General features: G+C 37.2%; 15 protein-coding genes. 6 read left to right on the forward strand and 9 right to left on the reverse strand.

Annotated features, from left to right (window positions below; translation table 11 throughout):
- The first annotated feature begins 10 nt into the window (after positions 1-10).
- The 3 genes from JM83_RS04545 (at position 11) to JM83_RS04555 (ending at position 2,273) form a co-directional block, all read left to right on the forward strand.
- Positions 11-799, forward strand: coding sequence for a PhzF family phenazine biosynthesis protein (locus JM83_RS04545; RefSeq protein ID WP_144959799.1), 789 nt, complete (start codon positions 11-13; stop codon positions 797-799).
- The gene (locus JM83_RS04550; RefSeq protein WP_261376345.1) at positions 787-1,284 is read left to right on the forward strand and encodes a PaaI family thioesterase; all 498 of its coding nucleotides are present in this window, start codon (positions 787-789) and stop codon (positions 1,282-1,284) included. The genes JM83_RS04545 and JM83_RS04550 overlap by 13 nt, the downstream gene beginning before the upstream one ends.
- 104 nt (positions 1,285-1,388) lie before the next feature.
- Complete coding sequence (locus JM83_RS04555; protein ID WP_144959801.1) at positions 1,389-2,273, forward strand: MBL fold metallo-hydrolase; 885 nt, start codon at positions 1,389-1,391, stop codon at positions 2,271-2,273.
- A 204-nt stretch (positions 2,274-2,477) separates the two neighbouring features.
- Here the strand turns inward: JM83_RS04555 and JM83_RS04560 are convergent, their stop codons facing one another.
- Positions 2,478-3,182 (reverse strand): hypothetical protein, encoded by a 705-nt coding sequence (locus JM83_RS04560; protein WP_144959803.1) that lies wholly within the window; start codon positions 3,180-3,182, stop codon positions 2,478-2,480.
- A 182-nt stretch (positions 3,183-3,364) separates the two neighbouring features.
- Between JM83_RS04560 and JM83_RS19370 the strand changes: the two genes are divergently transcribed.
- Both JM83_RS19370 and JM83_RS04565 read left to right on the forward strand, forming a co-directional pair.
- Complete coding sequence (locus tag JM83_RS19370; protein ID WP_261376346.1) at positions 3,365-3,487, forward strand: hypothetical protein; 123 nt, start codon at positions 3,365-3,367, stop codon at positions 3,485-3,487.
- A 209-nt stretch (positions 3,488-3,696) separates the two neighbouring features.
- On the forward strand, positions 3,697-4,044 hold the full coding sequence (locus JM83_RS04565; RefSeq protein ID WP_144959805.1) for a hypothetical protein: 348 nt from the start codon (positions 3,697-3,699) through the stop codon (positions 4,042-4,044).
- Here the strand turns inward: JM83_RS04565 and JM83_RS04570 are convergent.
- Positions 4,041-4,508 carry a CBS domain-containing protein gene (locus tag JM83_RS04570; protein ID WP_144959807.1) on the reverse strand — a complete coding sequence of 156 codons (468 nt, stop codon included), beginning with the start codon at positions 4,506-4,508 and terminating at the stop codon, positions 4,041-4,043. The genes JM83_RS04565 and JM83_RS04570 overlap by 4 nt on opposite strands.
- A gap of 127 nt (positions 4,509-4,635) precedes the next feature.
- Between JM83_RS04570 and JM83_RS04575 the strand changes: the two genes are divergently transcribed.
- Positions 4,636-6,963 (forward strand): M28 family peptidase, encoded by a 2,328-nt coding sequence (locus JM83_RS04575; RefSeq protein WP_144959809.1) that lies wholly within the window; start codon positions 4,636-4,638, stop codon positions 6,961-6,963.
- Positions 6,964-7,190: 227 nt separating this feature from the next.
- On the opposite strand, the gene JM83_RS04580 is transcribed toward JM83_RS04575, so the two are convergent.
- From JM83_RS04580 to JM83_RS04610, 7 genes are all read right to left on the reverse strand, one after another.
- Positions 7,191-7,577, reverse strand: coding sequence for a VOC family protein (locus tag JM83_RS04580; protein WP_144959811.1), 387 nt, complete (start codon positions 7,575-7,577; stop codon positions 7,191-7,193).
- A gap of 38 nt (positions 7,578-7,615) precedes the next feature.
- On the reverse strand, positions 7,616-8,563 hold the full coding sequence (locus JM83_RS04585; RefSeq protein ID WP_144959813.1) for an NAD(P)-dependent oxidoreductase: 948 nt from the start codon (positions 8,561-8,563) through the stop codon (positions 7,616-7,618).
- Between the two features lie 5 nt (positions 8,564-8,568).
- Positions 8,569-8,934, reverse strand: a complete 366-nt coding sequence (locus JM83_RS04590) for a cupin domain-containing protein (RefSeq protein ID WP_144959815.1) — start codon at positions 8,932-8,934, stop codon at positions 8,569-8,571.
- 57 nt (positions 8,935-8,991) lie between these two features.
- The gene (gene mgtE / locus JM83_RS04595) at positions 8,992-10,344 is read right to left on the reverse strand and encodes a magnesium transporter (RefSeq protein WP_144959817.1); all 1,353 of its coding nucleotides are present in this window, start codon (positions 10,342-10,344) and stop codon (positions 8,992-8,994) included.
- Positions 10,334-11,203 carry a 16S rRNA (adenine(1518)-N(6)/adenine(1519)-N(6))-dimethyltransferase RsmA gene (rsmA, locus tag JM83_RS04600; protein WP_144959819.1) on the reverse strand — a complete coding sequence of 290 codons (870 nt, stop codon included), beginning with the start codon at positions 11,201-11,203 and terminating at the stop codon, positions 10,334-10,336. Before rsmA ends, mgtE begins: the two co-directional genes overlap by 11 nt.
- 42 nt (positions 11,204-11,245) lie before the next feature.
- Positions 11,246-11,554 carry a DUF4286 family protein gene (locus tag JM83_RS04605; RefSeq protein ID WP_144959821.1) on the reverse strand — a complete coding sequence of 103 codons (309 nt, stop codon included), beginning with the start codon at positions 11,552-11,554 and terminating at the stop codon, positions 11,246-11,248.
- A gap of 162 nt (positions 11,555-11,716) precedes the next feature.
- Positions 11,717-13,504: a tetratricopeptide repeat protein gene (locus tag JM83_RS04610; RefSeq protein ID WP_144959824.1), complete on the reverse strand. Its 1,788-nt coding sequence runs from the start codon at positions 13,502-13,504 to the stop codon at positions 11,717-11,719.
- Positions 13,505-13,769 lie beyond the last annotated feature (265 nt).

A 13,769-nucleotide genomic window follows, 5' to 3' on the forward strand; every position in this document is an offset into this window, starting at 1 on the left:
GTTCCATATAATGAAGCTAAAAATATATCAAGTAGATGCTTTTACAAATGCTGTTTTTGCCGGGAATCCTGCCTGTGTAGTGCCGCTGAATGAATGGCTGCCAGATGAGGTGCTGCTAAATATTGCCAAAGAAAATGCGGTGGCAGAAACCGCTTTTTTTATCAAAGGAAAGGATAATTATCATTTACGCTGGTTTACTCCGGAAGTAGAAATGGATCTTTGCGGCCACGCGACGCTTGCTTCGGCACACGTAATTTGGAATTTTATAGATAAGACTTCTACGGAGGTCAGATTCGAAACTTTATCGGGACAGCTTCGTGTTCAAATAAATACTGAAGGATATACCCTAAATTTCCCATCCCGAAAACCAAAACCTTCAGAGTTACCTGAAGAAATAAGGCAGGCATTGAGCATGCAGCCACAAAAAGTGTATAAAGACCGGGATTTTATGCTGGTCTATGATAGTGAAGAGGATATCGAGAACCTTAAAATAGATCGTACCTTTTTCGATAAAATCAACTTAGGAACTGGCGGCGTTATTATCACTTCTAAGGGTTCGACATCAGATTTTGTCTCGAGGTTTTTTACACCGCAAGCCTCCATTTTAGAAGATCCTGTAACAGGTTCGGCACATTGCACGCTTGTTCCTTATTGGAGCGAGCAACTTCAGAAAACAAAACTAAGCGCGATACAACTTTCAGAAAGAAAAGGAATTTTGAACTGCGAAGACCTTGGGGATCGTGTATTAATTAGCGGAAATGCAAGAACGTATCTTCTAGGTGAGATATGTATGGAATAATTTATAATTTTGATGATCTTAAATCTATGGAGTTGAAACCCAAAACAAAGAATTACAAACAAAAAGTTGAAGACAGTTTCAAGCTTCAGAAATTCATGGATTTTATTGGGGCGAAATTGATAGACGTGAAACCCGGTTTTTGTGAAATTCATTTAGCATACCGGGAAGAACTCACGCAGCAAAATGGCTTTTTTCATGCGGGCATTGTAAGTACCTTGGCAGATAATGCCGCGGGATATGCTGGTTTTTCGCTTATGGAAGAAGGTTCATCTATTCTCTCTGTAGAATTTAAACTGAATTTGCTCTCCCCGGGAATTGGAGAATTGCTAATTGCAAGAGCCAACGTGCTGAAATCTGGCAAAACACTCACTATATGCCGAGCAGATGTTTTTGTGGTAAAGGATGGTGTAGAGAAATTATGTGCTGCATCACAAGCAACGCTTATTCAAATAAAAAATTCTTCAGAAACAAAAATAGGAAAATGAGGATCCCTGTAGTATTTCTAATCTTTTGAGTTCCTAAAAATACTGGATCGGTAATTGAACTTAAATTTCAGTAAATTGTAAAAAATAAATCCAAGAATTAACCCATGATAAAATTCAGTTTTCTGTTCACATTAAGTTTCTTCGCTTCAACTTCCCTATTTGCTTTTCAAGATATGGAAGATGTAAAAATTGAAGTGATTCCGGTAAATGAGAATATTTATATGCTCATGGGGAGAGGCGGGAATATTGGGGTTTCTGTTGGAGATAATGGGGTTTTTATGATAGATGACCAATATGCGCCTTTGTCAGCAAAAATTCGGCAAGCGATTAAATCCATTAGTGAACAACCTGTAAAATTTTTAGTGAATACCCATCATCATGGGGATCATACCGGCGGAAATTCGAATTTTGAAAAAGAGGGAACGCTGATCTTTGCTCATGAAAATGTAAGAAAACGCTTAAAGGAAGATAAAAAAAATACAGATCAATTAGGATTACCTATAATCACGTTCGATCATAAAATGCACTTGCATTTAAATGGTGATGATATCTTAGTGGTTCATGTCCACAATGCACATACAGATGGCGATGCGCTTATCTATTTCCCTAAAAGCAATGTGCTGCATACCGGCGATACCTTTTTTAACGGGATGTTCCCCTATATCGATCTTAAAGGCGGAGGAAGTGTTGCAGGGGATATTGAAGCTGCAAAAACAGGTTTGATGCTTATCAATGAGAATACTAAGATCATTCCTGGACATGGGCCTTTGGCAACTTATTTAGATTATAAGAATTATTTGAATATGCTTGAGGGAATAAAAAGAAATGTAATGGCAGCAATGAAAGCCGGAAGTAGCAAGGAAGAAATTGTAGCCGATGAGAGTTTAACTTCGGGATATATTACAGATGCTGCTGCGGAAAAGGCATTTATCACCGGGCCTAAAATTCGTGCTACGTATTATGATAGCCTTTCAAATAACAAAGATTAATTTTTTAGAATTTTTGTAACGTAAAAAGTGAAGGTCTGTGTAGATAAAAAAAAGCTGTCTAAAATTATAGTTTCGATGATTAAAATGATTTTAAGGGATTAAGGAAGGATCAAAGTTAGAAATCAATACCCTATAATTATAAAATAACCTCTTAATAAATTACCATTTTTCTTGAAAAAAAAATTCTAGACAGCCGATTTTATTTTAACCTTTTTCCTTCGGATTGAACACCAAAAATATAGGTTGCCCAATTACTCCGGCATGGTCCATTGCTTCTTTCAGTTTTGCGTCGTTCACAAAGGTTTTATAATCCTGTAAAGTATTCCACTGATTCATTACGTAAATCATTCTAGGGTCGCCATTAATAGTTCCCACCTCATAGCTCACTTCTTTAAATTCTTTTCTGGTTCTTTCAAAATCGTCAAAAACACGTTTCCATTTATCATAGTCTTCCACTTCATGATAAATGATTCCGGTAATCTTATTGTCCACCGTTTTAGAACCTTCCAATTTGTTTAAAAGAAGAAATTTTGGAGCCTCTGTCACCCCTGCCTCCTCCATTTTTTCCTTTAACTCCAGATCTTCTTTAAATTGTTTGTAATGATCTTTAGACTTCCAAGTGTTAAACACATACACAGTATTAGGATCATCTTCTAGTGTTCCAACTTCATAGCTAAGCTCTCCATTTTTTTCTCGTTGAGGTAGGTAAGCATCGAAAGCCTTTTTCCAAATTCCATAATCTTTCACTTTATGATAGATCAAAGATTTTGTTTTTGTTTGGGTTAAAGCCTTCGGTTCATTATTTTCTTGTTGCTTTTCATTGAAATCTACTTTTGGTGTATTCCAACTTAACATTAAAACAGAAAATACCACAGCCAGAATCTCGAACAAATAAATTTGCTTTTTCATAATGAATAGATTTAATAGTTGTTTAATTTTTTGATAACAAAAAATCCTCGGCGGGGGAGGATGGGGAGAAAGAAAAAAATTTAAAGCAATAATTTACAAAAAATAAATAAGAAAATGAATTTCTAAAGCGGTATTTTCTAAGTGTCGCGTTTAAAACTTAAATTGTAGTAAATACCATTTAAATGAAAATTCGCGAAGCTATTGAGCAAGATCGCAAGGAATTAGGCCTCGACAGAATTGAAGGCTTTGGGGGATGTGAAAATCAAGATTGTAAGCGAGCAATGGAGAAACTTCATTTTAAATAGGAGCACACAGATAAGGATTGGGAATTGAAAAATGGAAAACTAATCAGCATTCATACTTGTTATAAATTGAAAAAAGATTAATATTCAATAGCACATTGAGTGTCTCAACAACTATCGATCTCGAGGTGTTTTTTCGCTTTAAATTTCCCTGGTTAATACACTTGAAACAACTCATTCCCCATTAAAACTCTTTTTCCTATATTTAATTCATGCAAAGAGCTTGTCCGGAATGCGGAGAAAAAATAGTTGGGAGAACAGATAAAAAATTCTGCAGTGACTATTGTCGCAATGCCCATAATAATAAGATGAATAAGGATTCGACAAACCTTGTTCGGAATGTGAACAATCTACTTCGCAAGAATTACAGGATCCTTCAGGAATTAAACCCTACAGATAAAACCAAAACCACTAAAGCCAAGCTCATGGCCAAAGGTTTTAGTTTTGAATATTTCACAAGCATTTATACTACCAAGACGGGGACCGTGTATTATTTTATCTACGATCAAGGATATTTACCATTGGAGGGTAATTATTACGCCTTGGTAAAACGAAACTAGCTATGCCAATTTTGTGCCCTTAATTTCATTGCAGCATACAAGATGTCCTTTCGGCTAATTTGTCCAATCAATTTTCCGTTATCTACAACGGGAAATCTCCTGTACTCGTGTTTAAAAAAAAGTGAAGCACAATCAAAAATACTTACATCCTTATCTATGGTCCGCACATCGGTTTCCATAAATTCTTCCACCCTTCTATCCCCAATAGGAATGTTGTAATACCTGTTCTCAGAAATTGGTTTCATACAATCCCCATCAGAAATCACGCCTATAAGTTCGTTCCGTTCGTTAACTACCGGGGCTCCGGAAATCTTATATTTCATAAGTGTTTCGATCACTTTTATAATTGGATCATCTTTTCTGAACGTAATTAATGAATGAGACATATAGTCCTTTACCAAAATTGCCGCACTCTGTAATTTTTCGGGTTCCGCCCTTCTTCCTTGAAAACTTTTAATTCCCATAGCCCTAAGTTTTTGATTATTAGCTCATTAATATAATCAATTTCTTGGCTTTTTGAAACCAGAACCGTATATTTATTTTATTCAGCTTAACTTATTTATATTTAAACCACCAATACTGCTTTCTATTATGCTGAAAAAATTATCTCCACTTTTAATAGCTATTTTAATATCTGGGATCGTCTGGTTTCTTTTTTATTCTAGCATGCCAAGAAGCACTTCTGAAGCAAATATCCCAGAAACAGAATTTTCTACCGCCCGGGCTTTTGAACATGTGGAGGCTATTTCTAAACAGCCTCATTTTGTTGGAAGTCCTGCGCATAGTTTGGTGAGAAATTATATTGTAAAAACATTGCAGGATCTTGGATTGGAAGTGCAAACTCAGGAAGGCTATAGTTTAACCAATAGCGGGATGCTTATCAGGCCACAAAATATTTTGGCAAGGATTCCGGGAAATGGAGATGGAAAAGCCCTTTTATTGATGTCGCATTACGATTCTGCCGGACATTCTTCTTTTGGGGCAAGTGATGCAGCAAGTGGGGTAGCTGTAATTTTAGAAGGTGTTCGAGCCTTGTTGGCTGAAGGGAATATGTTTAAAAATGACATTATTGTTCTGTTTACTGATGCTGAAGAACTTGGATTGAATGGTGCCGACTTGTTTGTAAATGAACATCCTTGGGCAAAAGATGCAGGGCTGGCCCTAAATTTTGAAGCCCGTGGAAGTGGGGGAAATTCCTTTATGCTCTTGGAAACAAATAGTGGGAATTCGAAACTCATTGAAGATTTTATTAAGGCACAACCTCAATTTCCGGTAACCAATTCCTTGGCATACAGCATTTATAAAATGCTTCCAAATGATACAGATCTTACCGTACTGCGGGAACAAGGAAATATCAACGGTTTTAATTTTGCATTTATAGACGATCATTTCGATTATCACACTGCTAATGACATCCCTGCAAACCTAGATAAAGAAACCTTGGCGCATCAGGGCAGTTATCTCATGCCCTTACTTGCATTTTTTAAAGATGCAGATCTTGCAAGTTTCGATTCTAAAGAAGACCTCATCTATTTCAATTTACCTTTGGGGAAGATGGTGAGTTATCCATTTTCCTGGATCTTACCGATGTTAATTATAGGGTTTCTGTTGTTTTTTCTGGTTGTAGTGCATGGAATCTTCAAGAGGAAACTATTGCCAAAATCCATTTTAAAAGGAGTTTTGCCATTTTTTATAAGCTTATTGGGTTCCGGATTTTTAGTGTTTGTATTTTGGAAGTTCTGTAAGATGTTCTATCCTGAATATGGAGAAATGCTGAATGGCTTCACCTACAACGGCTATTATTATATAGCTTTTGCAATATTCTTGAGCTTGTCCATTAGTTTTTATACCTATCATTTTATGGGCAAGGCGAAAGATCAAGCAAGTGTTTTTGTCTTTCCGCTCTTCTTTTGGTTGCTTATTTGCGCACTTACCGCCTTCTATTTAAAAGGAGCTGCTTATTTTATTATTCCGGCGTTCTTTGGGGTATCGCAACTTTGGGTAATGATCCGTCAAAAAAGGCCTAATTTATTCTTGATGCTGTTGTTAAGTTTACCTGCACTAGTGTTGATTTTGCCATTTGTTACGAGTTTTCCGGTGGCCTTAGGACTTAAGATCCTATTTGTGGCTGGGATATTGACAGTCTTGTTATTTGCCTTGTTCCTCCCTGTTTTCGGATATTTTAAGGGCAAAAAGTCGATTGCGGTGTTATTTGGATTGGTAGCGATCACGATGGCTGTAATTGCTCATTTTAAATCAGGTTTTAATGAAGATCGACCAAGACCAGATAGTTTGGTATATATTTTAGATGAAGATAGGAATACTGCAAGTTGGAATTCTTACGATCTTAAATTGGACGATTGGAATAAAGCCTATTTTGGAGAGGACCCCCACAATACTGAAATCATGGATAACGCTTTTGAAAGTAAATATGGATCTGGCTTTAAACATAGATCAACAGCCCCTGTGGTGAAGATTTCTTCCCCGGGAATTGTTTATAAAAAAGTGAGGAATGACGGTTCATTGAATGCTTCCCACAGTTATTCCTTAAAGATCGCACCCAATAGAAAAGTGCACAGGATGGAGTTGTTTTTAAATAGTTCCTATAATTTTGAGGAATTCACCGTGAATGGACTGGAAGCAGATTCAATTATTGCTGGTGGAGAAAATTATCATATTTTTATAAATAGGTGGAGCGACAGATTGCTCACTTATCATGCCGCCAATGCAGATACATTATTGATTAATTTTACGACCAAGAAAAAGGCTGCACCCGAAATTGTGCTTTATGAAAGCAGTTATGATCTTCTGGATAATCCAGATTTAAAAATAAAAAAGAGGGATAAAGCTAAAATACCGAAGCCTTTTGTGCTGAATGATGCCGTGATCCTTAAAAAGACGATTAGGTTAGAGGAATAATGTCACGCTGAGTCCGTGAAAATAAAATTTATTCTAATGCAGGAAATTTACGCATGATGGTTGCTCACAGGTTTATTGACTTAAACACTTCTTTTTTGCAAGTATAGTGTTTCATCGCCGTAAATTTTTAGAAGCCTTGTTATAACATTCTTTCTGTTATTCTGGGCAAAATAAAAAACCTCCAAATGGCAACTATAAAGTTCTAGTTGGAGGTTTTTTTATTTTAGTTATAAGAAAGCTTTATCATTAGGTTCCCAAAGTTCTATTTTGTTTCCTTCCAGATCCACTATCCAGCCAAATTTGCCTTCCTCTATAGATACTGTTTTATCAATAACCTGGACACCTTCAGCTTTTAGGGTTTCCAATAATTCATCCAGGTTCTCTACCCTAAAATTCATCATGAATTCTTTTTTGGAAGGCTTAAAATAATCGGTGTCTTCTTTAAAAGGGCTCCACTGTGTAGAACAGTCTTCACCTTCTTTATTCTGCCACCAAAAGGTAGATCCCCATTGGTCGGTATTAAATCCTAAGTGGTCTCGATACCAATCTTTTACTGCTTTTGGATCTTTGGTTTTAAAGAAGATTCCACCAATACCTGTAACTCGTTTTTTCATAGTCTTTATTTCAGAATTAGCATTGTTCCCCGTGTTTGCTAGATTGCTTTTCCAAATTTATTTATGATCTTGTAGGCGATGGTAGAAGCCAATTTTCTATGTGACTCCTCTGTCCAACCTGCAACATGCGGGCTTAATAGTACATTGTCAAAAAACATAAGCTCCTTAAGATCCGGAGGGATCTGGTGATCTTGAAATAAATGCTCGAAGGAATCCTTCTCATATTCCAGAACATCCAAACCGGCACCTAGGATCTTTCCTTCTATAATACCTAAAACCAAATCTGCAGTTACCACACTTTTGCCACGGGCAGTATTAATAAACCAGAATGGTTTTTTAAATCCATTTATAAAATTGGTATTTATCATCCTATTCGTTTCTGGCGTCCAGGGAGTGTGCAAACTCAATACTTCCGCATTATCCTGAAGTTCTTCTAAACCTACCTGGGTGGCATTTTCATCTCCTACTCCCTTTAAAATGTCATAACAAAGCACCTTAACATCGAAACCCTTAAGTTTCTTGGCAAAGGCTTTCCCCATATTTCCATAGCCAATAATCCCAATTGTTTTCCCATCCAGCTCTATGCCCCGGTTTTCTTCCCGGTGCCACAAACCTTGATGCACTTCCCGATTTGCTTTGTTCAATTTATTTAGGAGCGATAACAACATCCCTAAGGCGTGTGCTCCAACGGCATTTCTATTTCCTTCTGGGGCGGCAAAAAGTTCAATCCCCTTCTGTTTTGCATATGCTACCTCTATACTTTCCAGACCTGCGCCAACCCTAGCTATAAACTTTAAATTGGGAGCTGCATCAATAAAATCCTTATCGATCTTAAATCTACTTCGTATCACGATCCCGTCAAATAAATGCTGATTGGCAAGTATTTCTTCCTTACAAACATCATAAGCTTCAATATTATGATAGCCTGCTTTTTGTAGTTCTTTTATCAATAATGGGTTATTGCTGTCGGCATGCAGGACAATCATGATTTCTAAATTTTTGGATATGTATTCACAGTTAGTTCACTTTCCACATTCCCGGTATGTTTTACCGATAGTTTTTCAAAAAGCATCACATGAACCTCTTCGTCGTTCTTCGTAAAAGGGCGATGCGCTACTCCTTTGGGAACCACAATGAGTTCACCTTCCTTTATCTTTACCGTTTTATCTTTGAATTGTATGTATAAAGTGCCTTTAACAACTTGGAACAATTCATCTTCTTCTTCATGGGCATGCCAGATAAATTCACCCTTTAGCTTGGCCAATAATACTTGCATATCGTCTACAATAGCAATTTGATGTGGATTCCAGTTTTTGCTGAATTTTTCGAATTTCTTATTGATGTTGATACTTTCCATAGATAGAATATTAAGGGGAAATTTTAAAAGGGAGGAATATATAAAGATGCTACTAAGTTAAAAACCTAGAATGAGTTTTGCAATACTGAAATATATTAATATTCCGCAAATATCATTACTGGTCGTGATAAATGGACCCGTTGCCATTGCAGGATCTATCCCTTGTTTGTCTAGAATAATTGGAACGAATGTCCCAATTAAAGACGCGATCACGATTACAGAGATCAACGAAATTCCAATAGTTAATCCAAAATAAAGATCGAACCCTAACAGAAAGATGCCTCCCACGATTAATAAAATTGCCAAAACCACGCCATTAAAAAGACTTAAAACAATCTCTTTTAAAAGCCTTTTAAGCAATGAACCTTTTAAACTTTTATTTGCCAAACCCTGCAAAACAATTGCTGAAGACTGGACCCCAACATTTCCTGCCATCGCAGCAATTAAGGGAACAAAAAAGAAGAGTGCTGCATGTTCCTGCATAGCACCATCGAAAGTTCCAAGAACCGAAACACTTATAAATCCCCCAAAAAGGGCTAAAACAAGCCAAGGCAAACGAGCTCTGGTAAGCAACCAGATACTGTCATCTGCCTCTACATCTTCAGAAATACCCGCAGCCATCTGGTAATCTTTCTCCGCTTCATCCTTAACAAAATCCAAAATATCATCGATGGTAATTCGGCCAACCAATCTTCCCATTTCATCTACCACAGGAATAGCCTCTAAATCATATTTCTGCATCACCCTTGCCACTTCTTCGCCAGGCGTGTGCACATTTACATAATCTACTTGCGGAATGTACACATCGCTTATATGCGCGTTGCTGGGCGCAGTAAGTAAATCTTTAAGCGATAACCTCCCTTTTAATTTGTTTTTATCGTCCACTACATAAATGGAGTGCACCCTGGTAACGTTCTCTGCCTGGTTGCGCATTTCGCTCATACAACCGGTAACGTTCCAGTTTTCATTCACCTTCACCAATTCCTTTGCCATAAGACCGCCGGCAGAATCTTCATCATATCGCAGCAATTCCACGATATTATCGGCATGTTCCTCATCCAAGATCTGGGCAATAACCTTTTGTTGGCGGTCTTCGGAAAGTTCAGAAATAATATCGGCAGCATCATCGGTATCCATTTCTTCCAGTTCCTCGGCAATTTCCTTAGGAGATAAACTGTCTAAAATGCGTTCCCTAACGCCTTCTTCCAGCTCCATTAAGGCTTCCGAAGTTTTCTCGCTATCCAGCAATTTTACAATATAGGTAGCTTCTTCAATATCTATTTCCGAAAGGATCTCGGCGATATCTGCAGGGTGAACTTCTTCTAGATGCAACAGCAGTTCCGCATCGTTCTTTTGCTCGATGAGGTATTCAATTTTTTCAATTAATTCTTCGCTTAATTCAAATTGCATCCTGCTGAATTTTTTCTGTAAGTTCTATAAACTCTTGAACACTTAACTGCTCTGGTCGTTGCCCAAAGATAGCATCTTCCCTCAAATTATCGGATAATTCGAAAGTTTTTAGACTATTCCTTAAGGTCTTTCGACGTTGCTGAAAGGCTGTTTTAACTACCCTGAAGAATAAAGCTTCATCGCATGGAAGTGTGAAGTTTTCTTTCCTTTTTAATCTGATCACCCCACTTTCTACTTTTGGCGGCGGATTAAAAACCGTTGGCGGCACCGTGAACAAATAGTCCACTTCGAAAAATGCCTGTGCCAAAACCGAAAGGATTCCATAGGTTTTATTGCCATGTGGCGCTGCAATTCGCTGGGCCACTTCTTTTTGGAACATTCCCGCAAACTCCGGGATCAGCTCCCTATTTTCTAAGGTCTTAAAAACAATTTGAGTGGAAATATTATAAGGAAAATTCCCGATGATCGCATAAGGTTCTTTTTCAAAAATCTCACTGATATCGGTCTTTAAAAAATCCTTTTCGAGGATCTTCCCTTCCAGTTGAGGGTAGTTCTCTCCCAAATAAGCCACACTGTCCCTATCTATTTCTATAACATGAAGGTCAATATCTTTTTTAAGCAAATATTTAGTGAGGACGCCCATTCCCGGGCCAATCTCCAATACATTCATATAGCCTTCATATCCAAGGGAATCGGCGATCTTTTCTGCTATTCCCTCATCTTTAAGAAAATGTTGTCCTAAGTGCTTTTTTGCTCGAACAGAACCATCTACACTAAAAGCAACTTTCCCGGGAGCGTATTTACTTTGCTTAAATTTATTGTCCTTTGAATTGAAAGGATTCTTCTTGTTTTTTTTCATGCAGGGATTTTTTACTGCTAACTATAATAGGAAAAGTACCGCTTATTGCTCACTTACAATTTCCATCTCGGTTCTAAAAGCTACAAATTTACCATTGAAGGGTTTCGATTTCGCTCTCAAACTAGGAGCATTTTCTTCATAATATTTTTGCAACATCGCTTTGCTCTCGGTGGTATATTGAACAGAATAGGTGATTCCGCCCATTTCTTCATTTACCATCACCCTGCTCATCAATGCCTTTTTAAACTTTCCCGTATCCAACATTTCAGGAATATGCTCGGTTTTCATCCAGTTAAGCCATTCATCATGAATATCTTCCTGGATGTTTATAGTTACATTGTATATGTACATTTTTTTATTTTTTAATCTATGCTTATCTGCTTTCCTGTCCTATTTAAATGTCACATCGAGCGGAGTCGAGATGTTTTCAACCCTTTGCTTTTAGTTTATCCTGAGCGATAGTCGAAGGGCTCAGGGAGACAAAAAACATCAAGCAATTAAATTTATTTTTAATTACTGTTCTACCTCGTCCCCTCTTAGCGCACGGTATTTTTTTCTTGCATCTACAAAATAAATACTATCAGGAAAATTAAAGATGATCTGTTCGTAATACTGTTTTGCTTTTTCAGGATTTTCTAGCTGATTATCATATAATGCTGCCAATAAAAAAGTGGCGTTATCTGCCAAAATATCCTTTCCGTAAAATTCCAAGATCTTCAAATAATTTTCTTCGGCCTTGTTCCAATTTTCAGAAAGTTTGAACAATTCGGCTTGCTTCAATAACGCTTCATCTTCAATTTTTTCACCTTTATGATTCTGCAAGATATCATTTAACACTCCAATAGCTTCAATTGGTTTATTCTGAAAAGCTAATAAATCGGCTTTTGCGTATAGCTTTAGTGCCGTTTGGGTGGAATCTTCCAAACTGTTTTCCTTTATAAGCAGACTCAGCTCCAGAGCATCGTTTGCGATTAATTGGGTGGTAGAAGCTTTCAAGACATTTAACTGCGTAAGCGCCCAAGCAAAATCTCCTTTAAAATAGCTGGTTTTCGCTACTTTAAATCTAGCATTTTGCGCAATTTCATCATTTTTCACTAAAGTCTGAACCTGGGAATAATAAATCAGTGCCTGGTTGAATTTTTGATCCAAGACCAGAATATCTGCCAATACCATTTTGATGGCAGCTTGCTGAAAATTATTTAACGGATTTTTAGAAAGCGTATTCAGCAATTGTTTGGCTTCCTCAATTTTATCCATTTTAAAGGCGAGAAAATTGGCGTAATCTATTTGCACGGCCATGGTTTCCAACCCTGTTCCAAATTCGGAAAGCACTTTTTCAAAATCCTTTTCGATATTTTTGAAATCTGAACCTTTTGCAGTGCTCAACTTCATATCCAACAATAATTGGTTCGCTTGTACAAGGATGCCGGGCGAAGTAGTTTCTTCAATAATAAAGGAAACTATTTCTTTTGCCGTTTCAATATCATTTTCAGACTTTGCTAAAACCGTAAGCTGAATGATGCGTTGCAGGTCCCGATTGTTCCTTCTATAAATTGCTTTTTCCTGAAGAAAGGCCTTGTCGAAATCTTTTTGCTGAATAAAAAGCCAAGCCAACAATTCGCTATAAGTAAGCTCTTGAGTTTTTTGAAGCTTTTGAAGCAACTGTTTTCTAAGGGCGATATTTGCCAAATTGGAAGCATCTTCCAAGATATAACGATCAAATTCCCGCATGAGATTAATACTCATCTCGGGTTGCTTCGCAATTAGCTCTAAATATGCAGCAAACATCTCGTCCAATTTTCCTTGTTCGCCATAAATCCTGGCAAGGGGAAGATCAAAATTCATTTCAGGTCTTAGTTGCATTCCCAAAACATAGGCTTGTTCTGCATAATCCAACAAACTATATTTTTCGAAATTACGAGCAATTGCATACGCGTAATTTGCTTTTTCATTTAATACACTTAAAGCACCTGTATACTGCTTTTTTGCAAGTTCTGGCTTATTTTGAAGCTCGTAATTGTGGCCTAATTCAATTAAAATAGTTGGATTGTTATTGGTGTCTTTAAGCCGTTCCTGCAATAAACTTTCTGCCATTGCAAAATCCTCCAATTGCTGGTAGGAAGTAACCAAGCCCAAAAAATAATTGGAATTTCCGGGAGCTTCTTTTACCAAATTCTGGTAGACACTTAGTGCTTTGGCATACTCCCCTTGCTCCAGATATTTTTGCGCCAATTGATCTGACTGGCAAAAAACGCCCTGAATACCTATAAAAAATAAGGCTATATAAAGAAAACACCGCATTTTGTAAAGATAACAAAATGCGGTGTTTGGGAATAACTATATAAGATTAAAAGCTATTTATCAGAAAGCCTCTTCAAATTTTATGCATATCCGTTTTTTGTCATAAAAGCTATCTCGTCACCCTGTCCCGAAGCGTCGGGATATTTCAGGGTCTCAATTCATTTTATTGATTTATAGTATTGTGGGATTCGGAAACCCCCGAACAGTCAGGGCAGAATGACGCCTTTTATCAACATATTATTACTTTACGGACAATCAATTAAAA

It is taken from the genome of Gillisia sp. Hel_I_86 (assembly GCF_007827275.1).
In the GTDB taxonomy this organism is placed as follows: Bacteria; Bacteroidota; Bacteroidia; order Flavobacteriales; family Flavobacteriaceae; genus Gillisia.

What these genes read in the sequence shown, in the direction of transcription:
- JM83_RS04610 (WP_144959824.1), bottom strand. Translation starts at nt 13,504, where the DNA reads ATGCGGTGTTTTCTTTATATAGCCTTATTTTTTATAGGTATTCAGGGC.
- mgtE (WP_144959817.1), bottom strand. Translation starts at nt 10,344, where the DNA reads ATGCAATTTGAATTAAGCGAAGAATTAATTGAAAAAATTGAATACCTC.
- JM83_RS04590 (WP_144959815.1), bottom strand. Translation starts at nt 8,934, where the DNA reads ATGGAAAGTATCAACATCAATAAGAAATTCGAAAAATTCAGCAAAAAC.
- JM83_RS04550 (WP_261376345.1), top strand. Translation starts at nt 787, where the DNA reads ATGTATGGAATAATTTATAATTTTGATGATCTTAAATCTATGGAGTTG.
- JM83_RS04585 (WP_144959813.1), bottom strand. Translation starts at nt 8,563, where the DNA reads ATGATTGTCCTGCATGCCGACAGCAATAACCCATTATTGATAAAAGAA.
- JM83_RS04575 (WP_144959809.1), top strand. Translation starts at nt 4,636, where the DNA reads ATGCTGAAAAAATTATCTCCACTTTTAATAGCTATTTTAATATCTGGG.
- JM83_RS04605 (WP_144959821.1), bottom strand. Translation starts at nt 11,554, where the DNA reads ATGTACATATACAATGTAACTATAAACATCCAGGAAGATATTCATGAT.
- JM83_RS04560 (WP_144959803.1), bottom strand. Translation starts at nt 3,182, where the DNA reads ATGAAAAAGCAAATTTATTTGTTCGAGATTCTGGCTGTGGTATTTTCT.
- JM83_RS19370 (WP_261376346.1), top strand. Translation starts at nt 3,365, where the DNA reads ATGAAAATTCGCGAAGCTATTGAGCAAGATCGCAAGGAATTAGGCCTC.
- JM83_RS04580 (WP_144959811.1), bottom strand. Translation starts at nt 7,577, where the DNA reads ATGAAAAAACGAGTTACAGGTATTGGTGGAATCTTCTTTAAAACCAAA.
- JM83_RS04565 (WP_144959805.1), top strand. Translation starts at nt 3,697, where the DNA reads ATGCAAAGAGCTTGTCCGGAATGCGGAGAAAAAATAGTTGGGAGAACA.
- JM83_RS04570 (WP_144959807.1), bottom strand. Translation starts at nt 4,508, where the DNA reads ATGGGAATTAAAAGTTTTCAAGGAAGAAGGGCGGAACCCGAAAAATTA.
- JM83_RS04545 (WP_144959799.1), top strand. Translation starts at nt 11, where the DNA reads ATGAAGCTAAAAATATATCAAGTAGATGCTTTTACAAATGCTGTTTTT.
- JM83_RS04555 (WP_144959801.1), top strand. Translation starts at nt 1,389, where the DNA reads ATGATAAAATTCAGTTTTCTGTTCACATTAAGTTTCTTCGCTTCAACT.
- rsmA (WP_144959819.1), bottom strand. Translation starts at nt 11,203, where the DNA reads ATGAAAAAAAACAAGAAGAATCCTTTCAATTCAAAGGACAATAAATTT.